The sequence below is a fragment of the Candidatus Methylomirabilota bacterium genome (assembly GCA_035315345.1).
In the GTDB taxonomy this organism is placed as follows: Bacteria; Methylomirabilota; Methylomirabilia; order Rokubacteriales; family CSP1-6; genus CAMLFJ01.
On record DATFYA010000072.1, the window covers coordinates 18,907 to 40,535 of the forward strand.

Sequence of the window (21,629 nt, forward strand, 5' to 3'; positions counted from 1 at the left end):
GTGTCAGCGGGGCGCCAGCCGGCGCACCGCGCGGACGCCCGCCGCGAGCAGCGCGGGATAGACCACCCGGCGGCGAAAGGGCTCGATGAGACGCATGTACGCGCGCCCGAGCCCGCCGTGCGGCCTCACGTACACCGCCAGCCGCGGGCGCCGCTCCACCAGCGAGAGGTGGAGGAACCCGGTCACCGTCCGGTTCTCGATCCGCGACAGCTGCTCCTCGGCCTCCCGGTAGATCGGCACGAAGCCGGCGCTGCCGCGGTCCCAGCCGAACCGCCGGCCGAGCCACCAGCGGATGGCGAACAGCGCCCGGGTCGCCGCCGACGACTGCTCGCCGCGGAAGGCCTCGACCCAGTGCGCGAGCGAGACGTCGGCGGGAAGCGGGGTCGGGACCTCCCAGATGTCGTGGAGGGCCAGCCCTTCCGCGGCGGCGAGGGCGTGGACGCGCCAGGGGCGGGCCAGATGATCTGCGGGGTCGATCCGTCCGCCGGGAGACATCGCGGTCGAAGCCGGCCGCCGCGAGGCTACTCGCGGAAGCGGTTGACGATGGGCAGGCGCCAGTCCTTGCCGAAGGCGCGCGGCGTGATCTTGATGCCGATGGGACCCTGGCGGCGCTTGTACTCGTTGCGGTCCACCATGGCGATCACCCGCTTGACCGTCGCGCCGTCGAAGCCGCGCGCCACGATGTCCGCCACGCCCTGATCGCCTTCCACGTACGCCTCGAGGATCGCGTCGAGAACGGGATACGGCGGCAGGGTGTCCTGGTCGGTCTGGTCCGGCCGCAGCTCGGCCGACGGGGCGCGCTCGAACACCGAGCGCGGGATGACGTCCCGGCCGGCGCGGCGGTTGACGTGCTCGGATACCTGATACACGAGCGTCTTGGGCACGTCCTTGATCACCGCGAAGCCGCCCGCCATGTCGCCGTAGAGCGTGGAGTAGCCGACGCCGATCTCGCTCTTGTTGCCGGTGGTGAGCACCAGCCAGCCGAACTTGTTGGAGAGCGCCATCAGGTAGTTGCCGCGGATGCGTGCCTGGAGGTTTTCCTCGGTGACGTCCTCCTTCAGCCCCTTGAACGGCTTGGCGAGCGCGCGGCGGTACGCCTGCAGCACCGGCTGGATGGGCAGGCGCAAGAACTCGATGCCCAGGTTGCGGGCCAGCCGCGCCGCGTCGCCGCGCGTGCCCGCCGAGGAGAATTGCGACGGCATCGTCACGCCGGTGACGTTGGCCGCGCCCAGGGCCTCGACCGCGATCGCGGCGACCAGCGAGGAGTCGATGCCGCCGGAGAGGCCGAGCACCACGTGGGTGAACCCGTTCTTGGTGACGTAGTCGCGGGTGCCGAGCACGAGCGCCTCGTAGATCTCGTCCACCGGCTCGAGCACCGCCACCTCGTGCGGCGGCAGCTTGGGGCGGGCCGGCGCGGGCAGCGGCGGCAGCGCGATGCGCCGCGACTGGGCGCCGGTGGCGCGCAGCTTCTCCTTGCGCCGGCGCGAGTCGTGCAGCCGCGCCCGGAAGACCTCGTCGAGATCCAGGTCCGCGACCACGAAGTCCTCCTGGAAGGCCTTGCCCCGCGCCAGGCACTCGCCCTTCTCGTTGAAGATGAAGGACTGGCCGTCGAAGATCAGCTCGTCCTGCCCGCCCACCATGTTGACGAAGGCCAGGCAGACCAGGTCGTCGGCCGCGCGGGTCGCCAGCATCTTCTCGCGGAAGCGCCCCTTGCCCGCGTGGTACGGCGAGGCGTTGATGCTCAGCACCAGCTCCGCACCCCCGAGCGCCTGCAGCGTGGTGGGGCCGGTCGGGTACCAGATGTCCTCGCAGATGTTGGCGGCCACCACCGTGTCGCCCAGCGTGAAGACGGGCGCCTCGGTGCCCGACTGGAAGTAGCGGTTCTCGTCGAAGACCCCGTAGTTGGGCAGGTACTGCTTGTGATAGGTGCCGGCCTGCGCACCGTCGTGCAGGATGGCCGCCGCGTTGAAGATGTCGTCACGCTTGTCCACGAAGCCGACAACCGCGGTGAGGCCCCGGCTCGCCCGCGCGACATCCGCCAGCGCGCGCAGGTTGGCCTCGATGAAGGCGGGCTTGAAGAGCAGATCTTCCGGCGGATAGCCGGTCAACACCAGCTCGGGGAACGCGACGATGTCGCAGCCGAGGGTGCGCGCGCGCTCCATGCCGGTGGTCACGATGCGCGCGTTGGCTTCGACGGCTCCCACCGTCGGATTGACCTGGGCCAGCCCCACTCGGACCCGCCGCATGTCGGGTATTCTACTCTCTCCCGCCGGCTTTCACCGTCAGGTGCAGGCCGGTCAGGATCGCGAGCCCGCCCACGACCGTGAACACGGTCAGCGGCTCGTGCAGCCACCACACCCCGATCAGGGCGCCCGCGAGCGGCTGCACGTTGACGAAGATGGCCACGCGCGAGGCGCCCAGCCGCTCGAGGCACCAGTTCCAGACCGCGTAGCCCAGCGCGGTGATGACCACCCCGAGGTAGAGCGTTCCCGCCACCGCGCCCGCGGTCCACCGCGGCGTGAGGCCGGCGCGCCACTCGAGCCATGCGAGCGGCGCCATGGTCAGCGCGCCCCACAGGATCGACCATGCGGTCACGACCAGCACCGGGTGGCGCGCCAGCACCCCGCGGCCCAGCAGCGAGTACGCCGCGTAGGCCAGGCCGGAGAGGATCAGCAACAGGTCGCCGCGCCAGTGCGGGGCCAGCGACTGCGTGAGACCGGGGATACCGTTCACCACCACCACCACGGTGCCGAACAGGGCCAGCGCGGCCCCGACGGCCTCGCGCCGGGTCAACCGCTCGCCCAGGAGCGCCGGCGAGAGCAGGAGGAGCGAGGTCGGCTCGACGGTGATCAGCAGCGCGGCGTTGCTGGCGGTGGAGCGCTCGATGCCCCAGTTGCCGAGGCCGAAGGCCAGCGCGAAGCCCACCACGCCCATCAGGGCGATGCGCCCGTGGTCGCGCGCGGCGATCCGCTCGGTGCGGAGCCCGCGCCCGGCCCAGGTCACCAGGATCACCGCGCCGATCACGGAGCGCGCGCAGCCGAGCATCGCGGGCGGCACGTCGTCGAGCACCACCCGCGTGACGCCGTAGCTCGTGGCGAACACGACGTTGGCCACGAAGAGCAGCCGGAAGGCGTTCGGCATCCGCCGCGATCGCGAGCTAGTGGAGGCGCCGGCCGACGCGGTCCCACCGCGGGTGGCCGTCTCCGTCCGCGGACCAGTAGACCCACACCGGACGGCCGACGATGCGGTCGCGCGCCAGCGGGCCCCAGTGCCGGCTGTCCTCGCCCGCGTTCCGGTTGTCGGCCATGACGAAGACCGCCTCGGTCGGGATCTGGACCGGCCCCGCGTTGCCGGGCGCCCGCGCCTCGGCGCTCCAGTCGGCGTACGGCTCGGCGAGCGGGCGGCATCCATCGCTCCGCGGCTCGCAGTTGACGTAGACGTCGTGGCCGTCCACGACGATCTGCTCGCCGCCCACGCCGACGACGCGCTTGACCAGCAGTTGATCGGCCTCGGCCGGATCCGTGAACACCACCAGATCGCCGCGCGCGGGCCAGTGGGCCGCCTTGTCCATCAACACGTAGTCGCCGGCCAGCAGCGTCGGCGCCATCGACGCGGACGGGATCCAGACGCCTTCGAAGCGGCTGCGCACGGCCAGCGGAAGCGCGACGACGAGCGCGAGCGCGCCGAGGCCGACCAGCGTCCAGACGATCCGGCCCGAGGCGTCCACCGGACTACGCTAAGCCACCCCGCTCCCGACTCGATCACGTATAATCGCGCGCATGAAACCCAAGATCCCCTGGCTCCCCCACGAGGTCCAGCCGGGTCAGGCCACCGAGACGTGCCCGGTCTGTGGCGCCCGCAAGCTCATGCCCTGGACGTTGAGGCGCGATCCGAAGCGGATCACCCTGCTGCGCACCTGGGTGTGCACGAACTGTCAGCACACCGAGGAGCGGGACGAGGCGGAGAGCTAGCAGTCGGCGCGGGCCGGGCTCAGCCGGCCGCGTTCACGAAGTCCAGCAGGCTGCGCAGGCGGGCGTAGTCCGAGCGGTTGAACGGCAACACCAGCCGCGGAAGGTCGGGTAGCTCGTCGCCCTCGCCCGGCACCGGCCCGGGCGCCTGGGTGGCCGGCGCGGTGAGGATGTCCCGGAACTGCAGGTTGACGTCGGCCAGCACGGTCTCGGCCAGCGCGTGGCGGATCCGCAGCACGAGCGAGTCCCGCACGTACCGCTGCGAGTGGCAGAGGCGATAGAAGCTCTCCACCTCGGTCGCGGCCTGCTCCACGTCGTCGGTGATGCGATAGAGGCCCGGATCGTTCGCGGAGACCAGTCCCCGTCCGACCATCTCGCGCCGGACGAACTCGTCGAAGCGCTTCCAGTAGGTCCCGCCGGGTTCGTCCAGCATGACCAGCGGGAGCACCGGCGACTTGCCGGTCTGCACGAGGGTCAGGGCCTCGAAGGCCTCGTCCGCGGTGCCGAAGCCGCCGGGCAGGAAGACCATCGCGTGGGCCTCGCGCACCAGGAACAGCTTGCGGGTGAAGAAGTACTTGAACGAGATCAGCTTGGGATCGTCGGCGATCCAGGGGTTGGCCTCCTGCTCGAAAGGCAGCCGGATGTTGAGGCCGAACGACCGCTCCGCCCCGGCTCCCTCCTGGGCCGAGCCCATCACGCCCGCGCCCGCCCCGGTCATCACCATCCAGCCCGCCCCGGTGATGCGCTTGCTGAAGGCGAAGGCCTGCTCGGAGATCGGGCTCGATCGCGGCGTGCGCGCCGAGCCGAACATGGTGACCTTCGGGACGTTGCGCCACGGCGCGAACACCTTGAACCCGTAGCGGATCTCCTTGAACGCGGCGTTGGCGATCTTGAGATCCGCGACGCCCGCGCCGTCCTCGTACATCTTGAGCGCGGTGGTGAGCATCTCGGCGTAGAACGGCCAGGCGGCTTCGGGGACCCGGAGGTGCTCCAGGAGGGCGTCCAGACGGCGGTTGGCTTCCTCGGACTGCAGTTGATACCTGCGATCAGCACTCACAGAGCCAGTATACATCCCGGTCGTTTCAGGCCAGCGTGTGCCGGATCATCTTGCCCTCGACCAGGTACACTACCATCTCGGCGATGTTGGTGGCGTGGTCGGCGACCCGCTCCAGGAAGCGGGAGATCAGGATGACCCGGATCGCGCGCGGAATCGTCCGCGGATCCTCCATCATGAAGGTCAGCAGCTCGCGGAAGATCTGCTCCTTGAGCGCGTCCACCTCCGCGTCCTCCCCGCACACCCGCCGGGCCAGCGCGGTGTCCCGGGCCACGAAGGCGTCGAGGCTCTCCTTGACCATGCGCTGGGCCCGCTCCGCCATGCGCGGGAGATCGATGTACGGCTTGAGCCGGGGCTCGCGGTTCAGCTCGAGGACGCGCTGGGCGATGTTCACCGCCTGGTCGCCGATGCGCTCCAGGTCGGTGACGATCTTCATGGCGGTGGTGATGAAGCGCAGGTCGCCCGCCGCGGGCTGATGCAGCGCGAGCAGGCTCACGCACTGCTCGTCGATCTCGACGTCGTAGGTGTTCACCTGCCGATCGCGGTCGATGACCTCCTGGGCGAGCGCGTCGTCGCGCTCCAGGAGCGCCTTCATGGCCCGACGGATCTGGTCCTCGACGAGACCTCCCATGGCGAGCAGCGTGTGCTTGACGCCCTCGAGTTCCTCGTGGAAATGTCGTTGCACCGGAAGTCCCTCCTCGCCTATCCGAAGCGGCCGGTGATGTAGTCCTCGGTCCGCTTGTCACCGGGGGTCGTGAACATGTCCTTCGTCACCCCGAACTCCACCAGCTCCCCCAACAGGAAGAAGCCGGTCCACTCCGACATTCGTGCCGCCTGCTGCATGTTGTGGGTGACGATGACGATCGTCAGCTCCTTCTTGAGATCGTGGATCAGCTCCTCGATCTTGGCGGTGGCGATCGGGTCGAGGGCCGAGCACGGCTCGTCCATCAGGAGGATCTGCGGATCCACCGCGAGGGCCCGCGCGATGCAGAGGCGCTGCTGCTGGCCACCCGACAGGCTCACGCCCGATTTGTCGAGCTCGTCCTTCACCTCGTCCCAGAGCGCCGCGTGGCGGAGCGCCCGCTCCACCGGCTCGTGGAGGTGCGCCTTCCGCCGGATGCTCCCGAGTCGCAGCCCGGCCGCCACGTTGTCGAAGACCGACATGGTCGGGAACGGATTGGGCTTCTGGAATACCATGCCGATCCGCCGCCGCACCTGCACCGGGTCCACGCCCGGTGCGTAGAGATCCTCGCTGTTGAGCAGCACCTGCCCGGACACCCGCGCCCCCGGAACCGTCTCGTGCATGCGGTTGACGCAGCGGATGAACGTGGACTTCCCGCAGCCGGACGGTCCGATGATGGCCGTCACCGCGTTGGGTGCGACCGTGAGATCGACCCCCTTCAGTATCAGGCTGTCACCGAACCAGGCCCGGAGGCCCTTGACGTAGAGACCGTCTCCCATGCTCACCGGAGCCGCGCGATGGCCCGGTCCCGCGTCGCCACTCGGGCCGCGAGGCTCGCCAGGAATACCAGCGTGATCAGCACCAGGGCCCCCGCCCAGGCCTGGCGGTGCCAGTCGTCGTAGGGGGCGATGGCGTAGGCGTAGATCTGCAGCGGAAGCGCGGCGATCGGCTGATCCAGCCCCTGGTGCCAGAAGCGATTGCCGAGCGCGGTGAACAGCAGCGGAGCGGTCTCCCCGGCGATTCGCGCCACCGCGACCACGATCCCGGTGATGATGCCTGCGCGGGCCGCCGGGATGACGATCCGCAGGCTCACCTTCCACTGGGGCAGGCCCAGGCCGAGCCCGGCCTCCCGCAGCGCGTTGGGGACCAGCCGCACCATCTCCTCGGTGGTCCGAAGCACGATCGGGATCAGGATCAGGCCCAGCGCCAGGCCCCCGGCCAGGGCCGAGAAGCGCCGCATCGGCAGCACCACCACGGTGTAGGCGAAGATCCCGAACACGATGGACGGGACCCCGTTCATCACGTCGGCGACGAACCGCAGCAGCCACGGCAGCCGGCGGTCGCGCGACTCCGCCAGGTAGACGCCACCCAGGATTCCCACGGGCAGCCCGAGCGCGACGGCCAGACCGATCACGATCAGGCTGCCCACGATCGCGTTGGCCACGCCGCCGCCGGCCTCCCCGACCGGTTTCGGGAGGTGAACGAAGAAGTCCCAGTTCAGCGCCGACGCGCCCTGGTACAGGAGGAATCCGAAGATCAGCAGGAGCGGACAGATGGCGAGTACGGCCGCCGCGAACGTGAGCCCGCTCATGGCGGAATTGACGAGCCGCCGGACCCGGGGACTCACTCCCGCGTGCCCCGCACCGGGCCGCCCACGCTCCAGACCAGGAGCTTGGCGAACCCGTTTACGACGACGGTAACCAGGAGGAGCAGGAGACCGATCTCGACGAGCGCCGACACGTAGAGGTCGGACGTCGCCTCGGTGAACTCGTTGGCGAGCACGCTGGCCATCGTGTAGCCGGGCGCGAACAAGGAGGCGGCGATCTCGGGCCGGTTGCCGATCACCATGGTGACCGCCATCGTCTCCCCGAGCGCCCTTCCGAGGCCCAGCAGGAAGGCACCGATGAGCCCCGACCGTCCGTAGCGCAGGACGGCGATGCGGGTCGTCTCCCACCGGGTTGCACCCAGGCCTCGCGCCGCCTCACGCTGCGAGCCCGGCACCGCGAGCAGGACCTCGCGACTCACCGATGTGATGAAGGGCATGATCATGATGGACAGGATGATGCCCGCCGCGAGCATGCCGATGCCGTAAGGGGGGCCCTGGAACAGCGGCAGGAAGCCCAGTGTCCGCCCCAGCGCCGGCTGGACCCAGTCGCGTAGCCACGGCACCAGCACGAAGATGCCCCATAGGCCGTACACGACGCTCGGGACCGCCGCGAGCATCTCGATGAGGAACGCGATGGGCGGACGGATCCACGATGGAGCCAGCTCGGCCAGGAAGATGGCCGCCCCGAGCGAGAGCGGGACCGCGATCAGGAGCGCCAGCAGTGAGGAGAGGAGCGTCCCGTAGACGAACGGGAGGGCCCCGAACTCGCCCGCCACGGGATCCCAGTGCGACGTCACCAGGAAGCGGAACCCGAAGGTCCGGATCGCGTCCCACGATTCCCGGACCAGCGCGACGACGAGCCCCGCCGCCAGCAGCAGCACGAGCGACACCGATGAGAGGAGGACCGCGGTGTACACGCGGTCGCCCCGACCGGCCCGGCTACCGCCGATGGCGCGCGGAGGCAGGGACAGCCGATCGGCCGTCCCCGTCCCGGCGGTCGACTCGCCCGCCATCGAGCCTAGTGCGCCGCCAGCAGCGGCCGGCCCGAGAAGGTGATCTGCTTGATCTTGGCCTCGATCTCCTTCACCACCGGGGCCGGCAGCGGAGCGTACAGCAGCGCCGCGGGATGCTTCTGGCCATCGTGGATGGCCCACCACAGGAACTTCACGAGGTTCTGGCCCTTGGCCTCGTTGGTCTGGTCCTTGTACACGAGCAGCCACGTGAAGCTGGCGATCGGATAGGCCTCGGCCCCCGCCGCGTTCGTCAGGGACACCCGGAAATCGGCCGGCATGCTGCTCGCCGCCCCCGCCGCTGCCGCGGTCGTGCTCTCGATCGTCGGCTCGATGAACTTGCCCGCCTGGTTCCGGACCTTCGCGGCGGGCAGCTTGTTGGTGATCGCGTAAGCCAGCTCCACGTACCCCAGCGACCCGGGCGCGTTCTTCACCTGGCCGGCGACCCCTTCATTGCCCTTGCCGCCCAGTCCAACCGGCCACTTCACCGACGTGCCGCGGCCAACGTTCTGCTCCCACTCCGGGCTGATCTTGCAGAGATAGTCCACCCAGATGTACGTCGTGCCGCTGCCGTCCGAGCGGTGGACCACCACGATGGGCTGGTCGGGCAGGCTGGTCGACGGATTGAGCGCCTTGATCCGCGCGTCATTCCACTTGGTGATCTTTCCGAGGAAGATGTCCGCCAGCACGTCACCCGTGAAGGAGAGCTGCGGGTTGCCCGGCAGGTTGTAGGTGGCCACCACCGCTCCGAGCACGGTGGGGATGTGGAAGAGCTCGCCCGGTGCCTTCTTGAGCTGGTCATCAGTCATGGGACCGTCGGAGGCGCCGAAGTCCACGGTGCGCTCCGAGATCTGCCGGATGCCGCCGCCGCTGCCGATCGACTGATAGTTGAAGCGCACTTCCGGATCCACCTGGATGTACGCCTCGAACCACTTCGAGTAGATCGGATAGGGGAACGTGGCGCCCGCCCCGTTTATGAGCATCTGGGCACCGGCCGGGAGCGGCAGCCACGCGACGGCGATCACCAGCATCCACGCGAGGACGTGCCATCTCTTCATCACGATCTCCTTGTCTTGTTCCTTTGGGTTGGCGCGGAGCATCGAACGGCCACTCACGCCGGCTCGCGGAACCGGTAGCCGACTCCGCGCACCGTCTCGATCCCGGGCCCGGGCGCTCGCGCGGCGATGAACTTCGCCCGCAGCCGGGCCACGTGCACGTCGACCGTGCGGGGCTCGACGAATCCATCCTGGCCCCAGACCAGGTCGAGCAGCTCCTCGCGGCCGAACACGCGGCCGGGGGTGCGGACGAGCGCCGCGAGTAGATCGAACTCCTTGCGGGTGAGCTCCACGAGCCGGCCCTTCATCTTGACCTCGAAGCGCTGCCGATCGATCTCGAGGTCGCCTGCCCGCAGCGGCTGGCCCGCCGAGTCCTCCCCAGTCCGGCCTCGACGCGACACCGCCCGCACTCGCGCCACCAGCTCGCGCGGCGAGAACGGCTTGGTCACGTAGTCGTCGGCGCCCATCTCGAAGCCGAGCACCTTGTCGCCTTCCTCGACTCGGCCGGTCACCATGATCACGGGGATGGCCTGCGTCTCCCGGTCCTGCTTGAGGCGGCGGCAGGTCTCCCAGCCGTTGAGCTGGGGCACCATGATGTCGAGCAGGATCACGTCGGGCCGGACGTCCTTGACCTGGCGGAGGGCGTCCATGCCGTTGGCGGCGAGCCGGACGTCGTAGCCTTCCTTCCCGAGGTTGTGGCGGAGCATCTCGGCCACATCGGCCTCGTCCTCCACCACCAGCACCTTGCCGGGCCGATTGCCGCTCGCGCCCGGCTGCTGCTCCGGCATGCCCCGCCGGTTTGCCACCATCGGATCGACCCCCGCGCGCTGCCGTGTCGCGGTCGTCATGGGCGCAGTCTGCCCGCGTGCGGTTACGGATTGATGACGCGGGGGTAAATCATCGGTAAACGCCGGAGGCGGACAGCGCGACGCCCCCGCGCGGCGGCGGGGGCCGTCGGAGAGATTTTAGCGAGCGGGGGCTGGGATCAGGCGCCCAGCTCGCGCGAGGTGATCTTGTACTTGAAGGTGTCGGGGTCGAGGCTGTCCTTCCGCCGCTCCGCGGTCTCGGCCTCCGGGTACATCAGGAAGGCGATCGGGTCGTCCTTCGAGCCGGCCAGCTTCACGTCGTGGGCGTAGTTGTAGGCGAGCCAGTTCATCTCCCACTGGCCGAACAGCTTGGCCCGTGCCTTCCGGGTGGTCGGATCGTCGAGTGGGATGCCGCCCCGCTCCTCCAGCACGACCTTCCGCACGTCGGCCGGGTCGACCGGCACCCACCCCAGGCTCGCAGCATAGAACTCGGCCCGGCAGTGCTGCGCCCGGGTGATGTCGCCGCTCTTGCCCAGGCACTTGAACTCGGCGGAGTCGGCGACCCGGATACCGTACACGTCACGGGCGGGCAGGCCGGCCGCGCGGGCCAGCCCCACGAAGAGCGCATTGAGGTCGGCGCACTTGCCGCCCAGATTCCCGGTCTCGAGCATCGCGCGGATGTCGCCGACGCCGCAGCCCCGCACCTTCGGGTCACGGAACGTGTTCTCCACGATCCACTCGTAGATCGCACGGGCCTTCTCCACGTCGCCGTCGACGCCCTTGGTGATCTGCTGGGCGGTCTTCTTCACGATGCCGTCGGTGCGGATCAGCTTCGTGGACTCCCGATACCTGTTCAGCGTGGAGCGGTCCTCCGGCGTCGGATTGCCGCCGGCCTTCGTCACGTCCACGATCCGGTCGCGCGTCGCAAAGCGCGTCGTCACCTCCACCGCGGGCGCCTTCTCGGCGGCCGGCCACTCGGCGTACAAGATGGCCGCGCCGTATTTCTCGTCGCGGATGATGCGGGTGGCGGCGGCGTTGCCGCTCCAGCTCTGCCCGAGGCTCTTCAGGTAGTCGGTGTCCGGCTGCACCGGCAGCGGGATCCACACGCGCGTCGGGCCGGTGGGATTGGTGACCTCGGCGCGCGTCACGACCTCGAACGTGCGCCACCTGGCCTCCCCGGCTTGAGCGGCGCCGGCCGAACGCCACGGCCGCGCGAGGCCCCCGACCGCGGCGGTCGCGGCCACACCCATTCCGGTCTTCAGAAACGCACGTCGTCTCATGAACGGCCTCCCTAGTCCCTCATGCCCAGCAAGATCGCCGGACTCGGCCGGCGCGGGCGACATGGTACAGGGCCGTCTCAAAAGGTCCAATCCATCCTGCCGATGCGCGTGCGATTTTTGGATAGGGTCGGCCTATGCCCCGCGAGCGGGATGACAAGGGGGCGACACGATGCCACCCCCTTGTCACTGCCGGCGTCAACCTCCGGGACGCACGAGCACTTCGACCCGCCGGTCTTGCTGCCAGCATGTCTCGTTGGACTCGGTGCATTTCGGCCGCGTCTCGCCGAAGGCACCCGTGCGAATCCGCGACGACGGGACGCCTGCGCCCACCAGCGCGGCCTTCACCGCGTCCACGCGACGCTGGCTGAGCTTCCGGTTATAGGAGCTATTGCCCCGCGGGTCCGTGTAGCCATCGAGCCCGATCTCGATATTGGGGTTGTCCCTCATGTACTGCACCAGCTTGTCGACCTTGGGCGTCTCCGTCGAGCGGACGTTGCTCTTGTCGAAGTCGAACAGGATGTCGCTGAACGACGTCCACGCTTGCGGTGCGCCGGCTGGCCCAGGCGCGCCGGCGACACCGGGCGGTCCACCGGGTCCCGAAGGACCTGCCGGCCCGGGTGGTCCTGGCGGGCCAGGAGGGCCGGCAGGCCCGGCCGGGCCGGCAGGTCCGGCCGGGCCGACGATGTGGGGGTCTCTGAGCGGGCCTGCACAGCCGGCCAGGAACAGCACGGTCAGTGCGAGCGTTGCCAGCACCGGGAAGCGTACCGTTGCGCTTCGGCGTCTCATCGCAGGTGCCTCCAGATTGGTCGTTGACGTTTTGAAGAAACGAGCCGGCGGGAGCGGAGTTGGCTGGGCCCCTGCCCGCCGGGACTCTCCGCCCCCTTAGACGAGGCTCGAACGTGCCCCACCAGCGCTCGGCTCGGTAGTCGCTGTCATGCATCACCTCATGCGGCCGCTGCTGCGCTCCCCGGATGGATCAGTCCGGGCAGCTCGGCCGCAATGACCAGCTCATCCTTGCTCTCGTACATGTCCACGGCCGGAGCCCACGCCCGCGCCAGCCCGGCCAGGGGGCTGGGCCGGCCCCAACAGCTGTCGAGGAGCCGATTCATCTGCCCCTGGATATCCGTCACGTCTCGCAAAGGATCATCCGGTCACTGGGAAAAGGTGCGGAACCGCGCGAGCGCCATAGGTCGCCTCCTGTTCTGGGCTGGTGCCCAAGTGAAAATGGAACGCCTATCGGAAGTAATCTTCCATGACCCTGGATTTGTCAAATGCCTCAGGAAACGCGGGCAGACTCGATCTGTCGCGTACTTGTCGGACAACCGCCGGATCAGACCGCGGGGGGCTCGATGGGCAGGGTGAAGCGGACGCTGGTGCCGCGCTCCTGCTCGCTCTCGATGCCGAGCTGGCCGCCGTGGGCCATCACCAGGTGCTTGACGATGGCCAGGCCGAGCCCGGTGCCGCCCAGCTCCCGCGAACGGGCTCGGTCGACGCGATAGAAGCGTTCGGTGATGCGCGGCAGATCGGCGGGCGGGATGCCGATGCCGGTGTCGGTGACCGCCGTCTCGATCGTGCTCTCCGCCACGCGACGCGCAGTCACCGTCACGGAGCCGCCCTCGGGCGTGTACTTGACCGCGTTGTCCACCAGATTGATCAGGATCTGGGCCAGCCGGTCGCGGTCCGCCGGGACCTGGGGAAGATCCGGCGGGACGTGGGAGGTCACGTCCACCTTCGCGCGCGCGGCGCGCGGGGCGATGATGCCGACCACCGAGGCGACCACCTCGTCGACCCGCACCGGCTCCCGCCGCAGGGCCACCTTGCCCAGCTCGATGTTGGAGAGATCGGTGAGGTCGTTGAGCAGGCGCCCGAGCCGCTCGCTGTGGCGGAGCGCGATCTCGAGGAAACGGCGCGCGTTCTCCCGCTCCTCGAGCGCCCCCGACAGGAGGGTCTCCAGGTAGCCCTGGATCGCGGTGAGCGGCGTCCGCAGCTCGTGGCTGACGTTGGCCACGAACTCGGTGCGCACCCGCTCGAGCTGCCGGAGCGCGGTGACGTCGTGGAGCACCAGCACCACGCCGGGCCCCGCGGCGGAGCGGTCGCCGCTCGCGGCCAGCCTGACCGCGTTGACGCCGAGGATCCGCGGCGGGCTGGTGAGCTCGATCTCCCGTTGCAGCGCCGCCTCCCCGCCCGCGTGCACCGCCCGGAAGATCTCGTGGAGGTCGGCGTTGCGGATCACCTCGAGGAACGGCTTGCCCTCCCCGCGGGCGCTGCCCAGCGCGAACATCGCGCGCGCCTGCTCGTTCATCAGCAGGACATGCTCCTGCCCGTCCACCGCGACCACCCCCTCGACCATCGCGTCGAGGATCGCGGTGACCTTGGCCTGCTCCTGCCCGAGGTCGCCGATCTTCTCGCGCAGGCGGCCGGCCATCACGTTGAGCGAGCGGCCGAGCATGCCGATCTCGTCGGTGGACCCGGTAGGGGCGCGCACGAGGAAGCTGCCCTCGCTCATCTGGCGGGCGATCGACTGCATCTCCACCACCGGCCGGGTGACCCGCCCGGCCACGAAGACTCCGATGCCGAGCGCCACCAGCAGGGTCACCGCACCACCCGCCAGCATCACCTGGTGCAGCGTGGCGTACGAGGCGGTCACCGCCGAGACCGGGAGGGCCAGGCGCAGCGCCCCCACGAGGCGTCCGTCCACGCGAACTGGCACCGCCACGTAGAGCAGCGGAGCGGCGATGGTCGTGCTGTGCCGCAGGTCGCGACCCTGCCGTCCCGCGAGCGCGGCGCGCACCTCGGGGCGGTCGGCGTGGTTGTCCATCGCGGCCAGATCGCCGAGCCCGCGCGCCGACTCGCCCAGCACCCGTCCGTCGGGGGCGATGAGGGTCACCCGGGCGCCGGTCGAGCGAGCGATCCGTCCCACGAGCTCCTGCATCGAGGCCGGCGTCCCGCTCCGCAGCGCGGCGGCGGCCTCCTCGTGGGCCACCGCGGCCACCGCCCCGAGCCTGGTCTCGAGCGACTCCACCGCGAAGGCCTGGAGCGCGCGGCTCAGGTACAGGCCGGCCACCGCGCCGGAGATGGCCACGAAGCCGATCAGAGTCAGCGTCAGCTTCAGCGCGATGCTGCGCCGGATCGTCCGCAGGAGCATCGCCATCAGTCGTCACGCTCCAGGCGGTATCCGACCCCGGTGACCGTGCCGATCCGCGGTCCGGCCGGTCCGAGCTTCTGGCGCAGGCGGCGCACGTGGACGTCCACCGTGCGCGACTCGATCTCGCCGGCCGCGGTATAGCCCCACACGTGCTCGAGCAGGAACTCGCGCGAGAGCACGCGCCCCCGGGCCTCGACCAGCGCCCGGAGCAGGTCGAACTCGCGCCGAGCCAGATTGACCGGTACGCCGTCGACGGAGACGGTGTGCGCGGCCGCGTCGATCTGCAGGGGACCGACGGTCACCGGCGTGGTGCCGGCGGCGGGGCGGCTGCGACGCAGCACCGCGCGGACGCGGGCCACCACCTCGCGCGGCGAGAACGGCTTGACCACGTAGTCGTCGGCGCCCAGCTCGAGGCCCAGCACGCGGTCCACCTCGTCACCACGCGCGGTGAGCATCACCAGCGGCACCCCCTGGGTCGCCGGGTCCTGGCGCAGTCGCCGGCACACCTCGAAACCGTCCATCTCCGGGAGCATGAGATCCAGCAGGATCAGATCGGGCGGCGCCGCGCGCGCCAGCCGCAGGCCTTCCGCCCCGTTGCCGGCCTTCGTGACCGTGTAGCCCTCGCGCTCGAGGTGGAAGGCGAGCAGGTCCCGGATATCCGGCTCGTCCTCGATGATGAGCACCCTCACCAGGCTCGGCTTTCTCCGACCTTGAGGATCCAGGCGCGCGAGGCCTCGATGTTGCGCCGCTGGATCTCCGCGATCATGCGGACGGGCGGCTCGTCGAGCGGCTCGTCCGCGAGATCGAACGTGCCCCAGTGCATCGCCACCATCGTCCGCGCGCCCAGGTCCACGAAGGCCTGCACCGACTCCTCCGGAGTCACGTGCACCCACTTCATGATCTCGGCCGGCACGTAGGCGCCGATGGGCAGGGCGGCCACGTCGAACGGTCCGAGACGTCGCCCCGCCTCCTTGAAGCCCGCGAAGTATCCGGTGTCGCCGGCAAAGTACAGCCGCTTTCCCCGACCCACGATGGCCCACGACGCCCAGAGGCGCCGGTTGGCGTCCCAGAAGGAGCGCTGCGAGAAGTGCTGCGCCGGCACACAGATGAATCGTACGCTCCCGTGCTCGCGCTCCTGCCACCAGTCGAGCTCCTCGACGTGGGTCATCCCATTGTCCGCGAACCACGGCTTCAGGCCGAGCGGGACGATGAAGAGCGGGTCGTGGGCGGCGGCCAGCCGCTTCACGGTCGGCAGGTCGAGATGATCGTAGTGATCGTGCGAGATCACGACCACGTCGATGCGGGGCAGCGCCTCGAAGGCGAGGCCGGGCGGCCCGAGCCGCCGGGGCCCGAGCCAGGACGTGGGCCCGGCCCGATCGCTCCACTGCGGGTCGGTGAGCACGTTGAGCCCGTCCACCTGCACCAGCAGGGTGGCGTGTCCCACCCAGGTGATCGTGGTGGACGGCGGCTGCCTCCGCAGCGCGGCCCCGTCGTTGGCGACTCGCGGTGCGTCGAAGCGACGGGGGGATGTCAGGCTCTGCATGCTCCGGCGCAGGATGAAGGTCCACCGGGTCCAGCCGGACGCCCGCCCGAAATCGGGATCCAGGTTCCGGAAGCCGCCTTTCACATGATGCACCGGCTCACCGGAGCCGGGCCCGGTGCCCGCGCCCGCGCAGGCGACGAGGACCAGCAACGGGACAAGCCCGGCGGCTCGCGAACGCACCGCTGCGGAGTCTACCCCGCCCCCCGGGGGCCGTCCAGCCTACGCGGTGTGGGCCGCGCTTCCCGCGCTCGTCCCGTTCGTCCCGGCGGGCGGAAGGAGCCCGAGCAGCCGCAGGCGCTTGCGGAGCGTGTTCCGGTTGATCCCGAGGAGCTTCGCGGCCTTCAGCTGGTTGCCGCCGCACAGCTCGAGCGCGTGGCGCAGCAGCGGCAGCTCCATCCGTGCCATGACGCTGCGGTAGACCCGCCCGCCGGCGTGCCTCGCCTCGCTCACCAGTGACGGCAGCGCGGTCGTGACCATCTCGTCGAAGCGCCCCGGCCCGGTTGCCCTGCTCATGCGCTCCTGCGCAGCAAGGCGTGTGCCCGTGACCTGGGGCGGCAATTCAGGCGCTTAGCCCGGGCCGCGGCCCGGGCGGTCATCGGACGTGCCCACCGCGTGAGCAGGCAGCCTCAATCCTGGGCAGGAGAATAGGACACGTGGGCGCTCACCACCCGCCACCCGTCCTCGGTCCGCATCCAGGTCTGGCTCTGCCGGCCGCGACGGCCGGAGTCGCGCTTGGTGAACTCGGTGTTGGCGGTCGCGAAGTCGGACCCGTAGGCGGTGATCACGGTGTTGGCGATGGTGCGCCGGATGTCCACGCTCGGCCGAGCGCGTCGGAACGCGCTGATGGCCTCGTGCCCGTAGAGGTTCTCGGCGAGCCCGAAGCGGATCGTGAGCGGGCTCGTCCAGAACCAGGCGGTCAGCGCGGGCACGTCGTTGTCGTTCAGCGCGCGCTCGTAGTCCAGGAATGCGGCGGTGACCTCCGCCACCACCGCGGGGTCGTTGATCGTCATGGCGCCAGCACCGCTGCGGCCACGCCCTTGGCCTCCAGCAGCGCTCCCACGCGGAGGACGTGCGCCTCGCGGAACGGCGCCCCGATGATCTGCACGCCCACCGGGAGCGGCCCCGTCCGGACCGGCACCGACAGCACGGGCAGGCCGATGAAGGAGAGTGGCTGGGTGAAGAGGCCCAGGCTGGCCCGCGCCGGCACTTCCACGCCGTCCAGCACCATCCGGTCCTGGCCGATTCGCGGCGCCGGGCACGGCGTGGTCGGCGCCAGCAGCACGTCGACCTCGCCGAAGAGCCGGGCCACCTGCGCGCGGTACCAGGCGCGGAACCGCTGCGCCTGCTGGTAGAACACGCCGGGAACCAGCGCGCCGGCGAGGAACCGGTCGCGCGTGAGCGGATCGAAGTCCTGCGGCCGCGTTTTCAGATCGTCGAGGTGATTGGACGACCCCTCGCACGCGGTGATGACCATGGCGGCGGCCCGGGCGCGGTGGGCCTCGGGGATCGTGGCCCGGCGCGACACGCCCAGAGCCGAGGCCGCGGCGGCCACCGCGGCGAAGACGTCCGGCTCTCCGCCTCGGGCGAAGTGGCCGTCGAGCACCGCGATGCGCAGGCCGTCGATGCCCTGCCCCAGCACGGGTCGGCAGGGCTCGGCGGGACGGCGGGCGCAGACCGGATCCTCCGGGTCGGGCCCGTGCATGGCGTCGAACGCGGCGGTGACATCGCGCACCGAGCGGCCGAGGGCGCCGACGTGATCGAGGCTGCCCGCCAGCGGCGCGCAGCCGATCCGCGAGACGCGCCCGTAGGTCGGCTTGAAGCCGAAGGCCCCGCACAGCGCCGCCGGCACGCGCACCGAGCCGTTGGTGTCCGAGCCGAGCGCGAGCGGCACGAGCCCGGCACCCACCGCCGCTCCCGAGCCGCCGGAGGACCCGCCGGCCACGCGGGCCGGATCGTGCGGGTTGCGCACGGCGCCGTGGTGCGCGTTCTCGTTGGTGAAGCCGTACGCGTACTCGTCCATGTTCAGGGCGCCGATCAGGATGGCGCCGGCCCGCCGCAGTGCGGCCACCGCCGCCGCATCACGCCTCGCGGGAGGTCGGCTCGCATTGATGCGGGAGCCGGCGAGCGTGGTCACGCCGGCAACGTCGAAGAGGTTCTTGGCTGCGAACGGCAGGCCGGCCAGCGGGCCGGGCTCGCGGCCGGCCGCGAGGGCTCCGTCGACCCGCTCGGCGTCGGCGCGCGCCTGGTCGGCCAGCACCGCGGTGAACGCGTTCACCGCGACGCCGCGCGAGGCGGCGCGGGCCAGCGCGGCCTCGGTGACGGCCCGCGCGCTCACCCGCCGGGCGCGGATGGCCGCGACCAGGCCGAGCCCGTCGCTTCCCACGTAGTCCAGGTCGCTCATGGCTCGAACACCGGGGCGGCCTCGACATCGTCCGGGAGCGGGAAGTCCATCACGAGCGTTGCCGCCGCCGCGATGACCCCCATCGCCTGGATGACGCCGGCGCGATGCGCGTGGAGAATCGGCAGGCCGATCAGCTTCGCGGCGCGGTCCACGTGCGCGCCCAGGTCCTCGGGCGTCGGCGCTTCGGTCATGGTCTCTCCTCCTCGAGTGCGCTCACAGCTTTCGCAGGTCAAGCGGCCCCTTGGCCAGCAGCGTTCGACGACAGCAGGTCCACAAGGCCTCGACCCCGGACCGAAGCGCGGGCGCCGAGGCGCACAGCAGGCGGGCGATGACCCCGCCGCGGCCGAGCGTGGTGACCCCGGCGCGCAGGTCGGCTCCCACCCCGCCCGCCGTCTCGTGGAGGGTGCGCGCCAGGCCGTCCCAGTCCGCGGAGCCCGACCGCACGGCCACGAAGGTGGCGACGTAGCCGAAGCCCTCGGTTCCGCCGAGGCCGTCGCGCGGCAAGCTGCCCGACAAGACCGATCGCTCGCGGAGGAGGAGTCCCGAGTCGTCGCGGACGGTCAGGCGGCTGTCGAGCAGGTCGAACCCCCACGTCTCGCCTCGCGCCGCCCGCCCGACGGCCCACGCGTCCAGGTGGAGCAACGTGGCATCGGGGCCCAGCGCGATCTCGGTGGACTGGCGGAGCCGCGCCCCCGGTGAGGGAATGACGTGATCGGGCAGCCACTCGAGCGTGGCCCCGCCGCCGATCTCGATCGCCACGTGCTGGACCGCGGGCGGCCCGGGGCTGCGGTACACCCGGGTGGCCGACGGCGTGGACAGGCACACCGCGCTGCCCGGGCCGAGCGCGATCTGCGTCTGCAGCCGATCGCCGGCGAGCAGGCCGCCGGTCGGGTTCAGGAGCAGGAGCGTGGCACCGCCGTCGCCCAGGTCCATGGGCTCGAGCGCCTGCAGCGGCAGCGTGAAGCGCCGCTCCCGGAGCACGGTGCGTCCGTCGCGCGCCTCGAAGGCCAGCCGCAGCCGTCCGTCGCGGCCGGTGCGATGCGGCGCCCCGGCCAGCCCGGCCGCGTCAGGACTGAAAGAGCAGGTCGCGCCGGATCCAGGAGACGATGGCATCGACGCCCTCACCGGCCCGAAGATTGGTGAAGACAAACGGTCGGCCTCCTCGCATGCGCGTGGCGTCGCGCTCCATGACCGCGAGATCCGCGCCGACGTAGGGCGCCAGATCGATCTTGTTGATCACGAGCAGATCCGACCGCATGATGCCGGGCCCGCCCTTTCGAGGAATCTTGTCACCTTGCGCCACGTCGATGACGTAGATGGTGGCGTCCACCAGCTCCGGGCTGAACGTCGCGGCCAGGTTGTCGCCGCCGCTCTCCACCAGCAGCAGGTCGAGCCCCGGGAAGCGGCGCTCGAGGCGGTGGACCGCCTCGAGATTGACCGAGGCATCCTCGCGGATGGCGGTGTGCGGACAGCCGCCGGTCTCCACCCCGACGACGCGCTCGGCCGGCAAGGCGCCCCGACGGATCAAGAACTCCGCGTCCTCCTGCGTGTAGATGTCGTTGGTGATCACCGCCATGTCGAGCTCATCGCGCAGTCGGCGCGAGAGGGACTCCACCAGCGCGGTCTTGCCCGAGCCGACCGGGCCGCCGATCCCGATCTTGACCGGCTTCGGCAGTGGGGCGCTCGCCCGGGCGGCCTCGGTCATGAGCGGAAGAGCCGCGCGTCCAGGCGCTCGTGGAGCATGCCCTGGATGTCGAGACCGGGCGTGAAGCTCCACAGATCCTCGGGGCCGCGCTCGGCGGCGTCCTGGGCGACGCGCTCGATCACCGGGTGCAGGCTCCACAGCACGCCCTGCCCCTCGACCTGGCCCATCGGCAGCAGTCGCAGCGCGGCGCCGATCAGCAGCGCGGTGGTGGAATACAGGAACGCGACGGCCGCGGCCGCGGCGTCCCAGCCGAGCGTCCCCGCCACCATGCCGAAGGCGACCGCGTGGTGGCCCGACGTCCGATCCGTGTTGACGTCGTCCAGGTGGACGGCGAGGTTCCGATCGCCCGTGAGCGCGACGGCCACCCGCAGGGTCTGCCGCCCCATCTGACGGCTGCCCTCGCGGAACTCCTTCACGACCTTCATGGCCTCGAGCGCCGCGTCCAGCTGCCGACAGGCCTCGAGATCCTCCCGCCCCGCCGCGCGCAAGGCTCCCGCGACCGCCGTCGCGTCGCACGGTCCGCCGGAGCCCTCCAGCTGCATCACCAGGAAGCGCTCCAGGCCATCGCGGTCACGCACGAGGCCGGCCTGGCAGTAGTGCTCGAGGCCGAACGAGTGCGCGTAGCCGCCGGTGGGGAACGCGCTGTCCGCGAAGTGCAGCAGCGAGAGGAGCCGGCGGTCAGTCATCACCGCCGCCGAGAGGCGAGTAGTGCGCCTGGCGCCGCTCCCAGCGGACGCCGAGGCGGCGGACCAGCTGCTCCATGGCCAGGTCGTCGGGGACCAGCAGCGCGTCGTCCTCCACCGCCAGGGTGAAATGGCGGTTGCCCACGTCGAAGGCGATGCGCACGGCCTGCTCCTGGCTCTCCGGGTAGATCGCCAGCAGCGCCTCCGGCCGCGACTCGACGACCAGATACCACGCCGCCTCCACCGCGATGATCGCCCCGGGCTCGAGCACGCTGCCGGTGGGCAGCGCGAGCGCGACCTCCCGTCGCCCGGTGGTGGTGAGCCGCCGCCGGTTCCACCGCCGCTCCTCCCAGCCGAGGCAGACGGTGTCGCGCTGCCGGCCCGTGAGGCCGGCCTCGTCCACGGAGAGTCGAGGCTCGGTGATGACGAGCACGGCGATCAGAAGAGGAAGTAGCGCTGGGCCATCGGCAGCACCCGCGCCGGCTCGCACGTGAGCAGGTGACCGTCCGCCCGGACCTCGTACGTCTCGGCGTCCACTTCCATCCGCGGGCAGTACGCGTTGTGCACCATGGCCGCCTTCGTGAGGCCGCGGCAGCCGCGCACCGCGACCGTGGTCTTGCGCAGACCGAGCCGCGCGGCCACCCCGTCCTCCATCGCCGCGCGGGACAGGAACGTCACCGACGTCGAGTGG

General features: G+C 70.8%; 26 protein-coding genes. 1 reads left to right on the top strand and 25 read right to left on the bottom strand.

Annotated elements, in window-relative coordinates:
• Positions 1 to 3: 3 nt before the first annotated feature.
• Genes VKN16_08390 through lepB form a run of 4 tightly spaced genes read right to left on the bottom strand, consistent with a single transcriptional unit; the run spans position 4 to position 3,727 of the window.
• Entirely contained in the window at positions 4 to 495 is a 492-nt protein-coding gene (locus VKN16_08390) for a DUF2867 domain-containing protein (protein ID HME94217.1), read from the bottom strand.
• Between the two features lie 26 nt (positions 496 to 521).
• On the bottom strand, positions 522 to 2,246 hold the full coding sequence (locus VKN16_08395; protein HME94218.1) for an NAD+ synthase: 1,725 nt from the start codon (positions 2,244 to 2,246) through the stop codon (positions 522 to 524).
• A gap of 10 nt (positions 2,247 to 2,256) precedes the next feature.
• Positions 2,257 to 3,141, bottom strand: coding sequence for an EamA family transporter (locus tag VKN16_08400; GenBank protein HME94219.1), 885 nt, complete (start codon positions 3,139 to 3,141; stop codon positions 2,257 to 2,259).
• A 16-nt stretch (positions 3,142 to 3,157) separates the two neighbouring features.
• A complete protein-coding gene (lepB, locus tag VKN16_08405) occupies positions 3,158 to 3,727 on the bottom strand; it encodes a signal peptidase I (protein HME94220.1) in 570 nt (189 codons plus the stop codon).
• A 52-nt stretch (positions 3,728 to 3,779) separates the two neighbouring features.
• Here lepB and VKN16_08410 point away from each other — a divergent pair, with 52 nt between their 5' ends.
• Complete coding sequence (locus tag VKN16_08410; protein HME94221.1) at positions 3,780 to 3,971, top strand: hypothetical protein; 192 nt, start codon at positions 3,780 to 3,782, stop codon at positions 3,969 to 3,971.
• Positions 3,972 to 3,990: 19 nt separating this feature from the next.
• Here the strand turns inward: VKN16_08410 and VKN16_08415 are convergent, their stop codons facing one another.
• From VKN16_08415 to ureC, 21 genes are all read right to left on the bottom strand, one after another.
• Complete coding sequence (locus VKN16_08415; protein HME94222.1) at positions 3,991 to 5,025, bottom strand: LOG family protein; 1,035 nt, start codon at positions 5,023 to 5,025, stop codon at positions 3,991 to 3,993.
• Between the two features lie 25 nt (positions 5,026 to 5,050).
• The gene (gene phoU, locus VKN16_08420; protein HME94223.1) at positions 5,051 to 5,707 is read right to left on the bottom strand and encodes a phosphate signaling complex protein PhoU; all 657 of its coding nucleotides are present in this window, start codon (positions 5,705 to 5,707) and stop codon (positions 5,051 to 5,053) included.
• Positions 5,708 to 5,724: 17 nt separating this feature from the next.
• Positions 5,725 to 6,483 (bottom strand): phosphate ABC transporter ATP-binding protein PstB, encoded by a 759-nt coding sequence (gene pstB, locus VKN16_08425; protein HME94224.1) that lies wholly within the window; start codon positions 6,481 to 6,483, stop codon positions 5,725 to 5,727.
• Between the two features lie 2 nt (positions 6,484 to 6,485).
• Positions 6,486 to 7,295: a phosphate ABC transporter permease PstA gene (gene pstA / locus VKN16_08430; protein HME94225.1), complete on the bottom strand. Its 810-nt coding sequence runs from the start codon at positions 7,293 to 7,295 to the stop codon at positions 6,486 to 6,488.
• A 32-nt stretch (positions 7,296 to 7,327) separates the two neighbouring features.
• Entirely contained in the window at positions 7,328 to 8,323 is a 996-nt protein-coding gene (gene pstC / locus VKN16_08435; protein HME94226.1) for a phosphate ABC transporter permease subunit PstC, read from the bottom strand.
• Between the two features lie 5 nt (positions 8,324 to 8,328).
• Entirely contained in the window at positions 8,329 to 9,351 is a 1,023-nt protein-coding gene (gene pstS / locus VKN16_08440; GenBank protein HME94227.1) for a phosphate ABC transporter substrate-binding protein PstS, read from the bottom strand.
• An 80-nt stretch (positions 9,352 to 9,431) separates the two neighbouring features.
• Positions 9,432 to 10,223, bottom strand: coding sequence for a response regulator transcription factor (locus VKN16_08445; protein ID HME94228.1), 792 nt, complete (start codon positions 10,221 to 10,223; stop codon positions 9,432 to 9,434).
• A gap of 137 nt (positions 10,224 to 10,360) precedes the next feature.
• Positions 10,361 to 11,461 carry a transglutaminase domain-containing protein gene (locus VKN16_08450; GenBank protein ID HME94229.1) on the bottom strand — a complete coding sequence of 367 codons (1,101 nt, stop codon included), beginning with the start codon at positions 11,459 to 11,461 and terminating at the stop codon, positions 10,361 to 10,363.
• Positions 11,462 to 11,656: 195 nt separating this feature from the next.
• A complete protein-coding gene (locus tag VKN16_08455; protein ID HME94230.1) occupies positions 11,657 to 12,247 on the bottom strand; it encodes an OmpA family protein in 591 nt (196 codons plus the stop codon).
• 544 nt (positions 12,248 to 12,791) lie between these two features.
• Positions 12,792 to 14,612, bottom strand: coding sequence for an ATP-binding protein (locus VKN16_08460; protein HME94231.1), 1,821 nt, complete (start codon positions 14,610 to 14,612; stop codon positions 12,792 to 12,794).
• The gene (locus tag VKN16_08465) at positions 14,612 to 15,298 is read right to left on the bottom strand and encodes a response regulator transcription factor (protein HME94232.1); all 687 of its coding nucleotides are present in this window, start codon (positions 15,296 to 15,298) and stop codon (positions 14,612 to 14,614) included. The genes VKN16_08460 and VKN16_08465 overlap by 1 nt, the downstream gene beginning before the upstream one ends.
• Complete coding sequence (locus tag VKN16_08470) at positions 15,292 to 16,299, bottom strand: MBL fold metallo-hydrolase (protein ID HME94233.1); 1,008 nt, start codon at positions 16,297 to 16,299, stop codon at positions 15,292 to 15,294. The genes VKN16_08465 and VKN16_08470 overlap by 7 nt, the downstream gene beginning before the upstream one ends.
• Before the next feature lie 69 nt (positions 16,300 to 16,368).
• Complete coding sequence (locus VKN16_08475) at positions 16,369 to 16,662, bottom strand: helix-turn-helix domain-containing protein (GenBank protein ID HME94234.1); 294 nt, start codon at positions 16,660 to 16,662, stop codon at positions 16,369 to 16,371.
• Positions 16,663 to 16,775: 113 nt separating this feature from the next.
• A complete protein-coding gene (hpxZ, locus tag VKN16_08480; protein ID HME94235.1) occupies positions 16,776 to 17,159 on the bottom strand; it encodes an oxalurate catabolism protein HpxZ in 384 nt (127 codons plus the stop codon).
• Positions 17,156 to 18,550 (bottom strand): AtzE family amidohydrolase, encoded by a 1,395-nt coding sequence (locus VKN16_08485; GenBank protein HME94236.1) that lies wholly within the window; start codon positions 18,548 to 18,550, stop codon positions 17,156 to 17,158. Before VKN16_08485 ends, hpxZ begins: the two co-directional genes overlap by 4 nt.
• Complete coding sequence (locus VKN16_08490; protein ID HME94237.1) at positions 18,547 to 18,741, bottom strand: DUF4089 domain-containing protein; 195 nt, start codon at positions 18,739 to 18,741, stop codon at positions 18,547 to 18,549. The genes VKN16_08485 and VKN16_08490 overlap by 4 nt, the downstream gene beginning before the upstream one ends.
• Before the next feature lie 22 nt (positions 18,742 to 18,763).
• A complete protein-coding gene (locus VKN16_08495; GenBank protein ID HME94238.1) occupies positions 18,764 to 19,663 on the bottom strand; it encodes an urease accessory protein UreD in 900 nt (299 codons plus the stop codon).
• Positions 19,617 to 20,255: an urease accessory protein UreG gene (gene ureG / locus VKN16_08500; GenBank protein HME94239.1), complete on the bottom strand. Its 639-nt coding sequence runs from the start codon at positions 20,253 to 20,255 to the stop codon at positions 19,617 to 19,619. Before ureG ends, VKN16_08495 begins: the two co-directional genes overlap by 47 nt.
• Entirely contained in the window at positions 20,252 to 20,941 is a 690-nt protein-coding gene (locus tag VKN16_08505) for an urease accessory protein UreF (protein ID HME94240.1), read from the bottom strand. The genes ureG and VKN16_08505 overlap by 4 nt, the downstream gene beginning before the upstream one ends.
• Positions 20,934 to 21,371: a hypothetical protein gene (locus VKN16_08510; GenBank protein ID HME94241.1), complete on the bottom strand. Its 438-nt coding sequence runs from the start codon at positions 21,369 to 21,371 to the stop codon at positions 20,934 to 20,936. The genes VKN16_08505 and VKN16_08510 overlap by 8 nt, the downstream gene beginning before the upstream one ends.
• A gap of 5 nt (positions 21,372 to 21,376) precedes the next feature.
• On the bottom strand, positions 21,377 to 21,629 hold a 253-nt coding region (gene ureC / locus VKN16_08515), incomplete at its 5' end, for an urease subunit alpha (GenBank protein ID HME94242.1).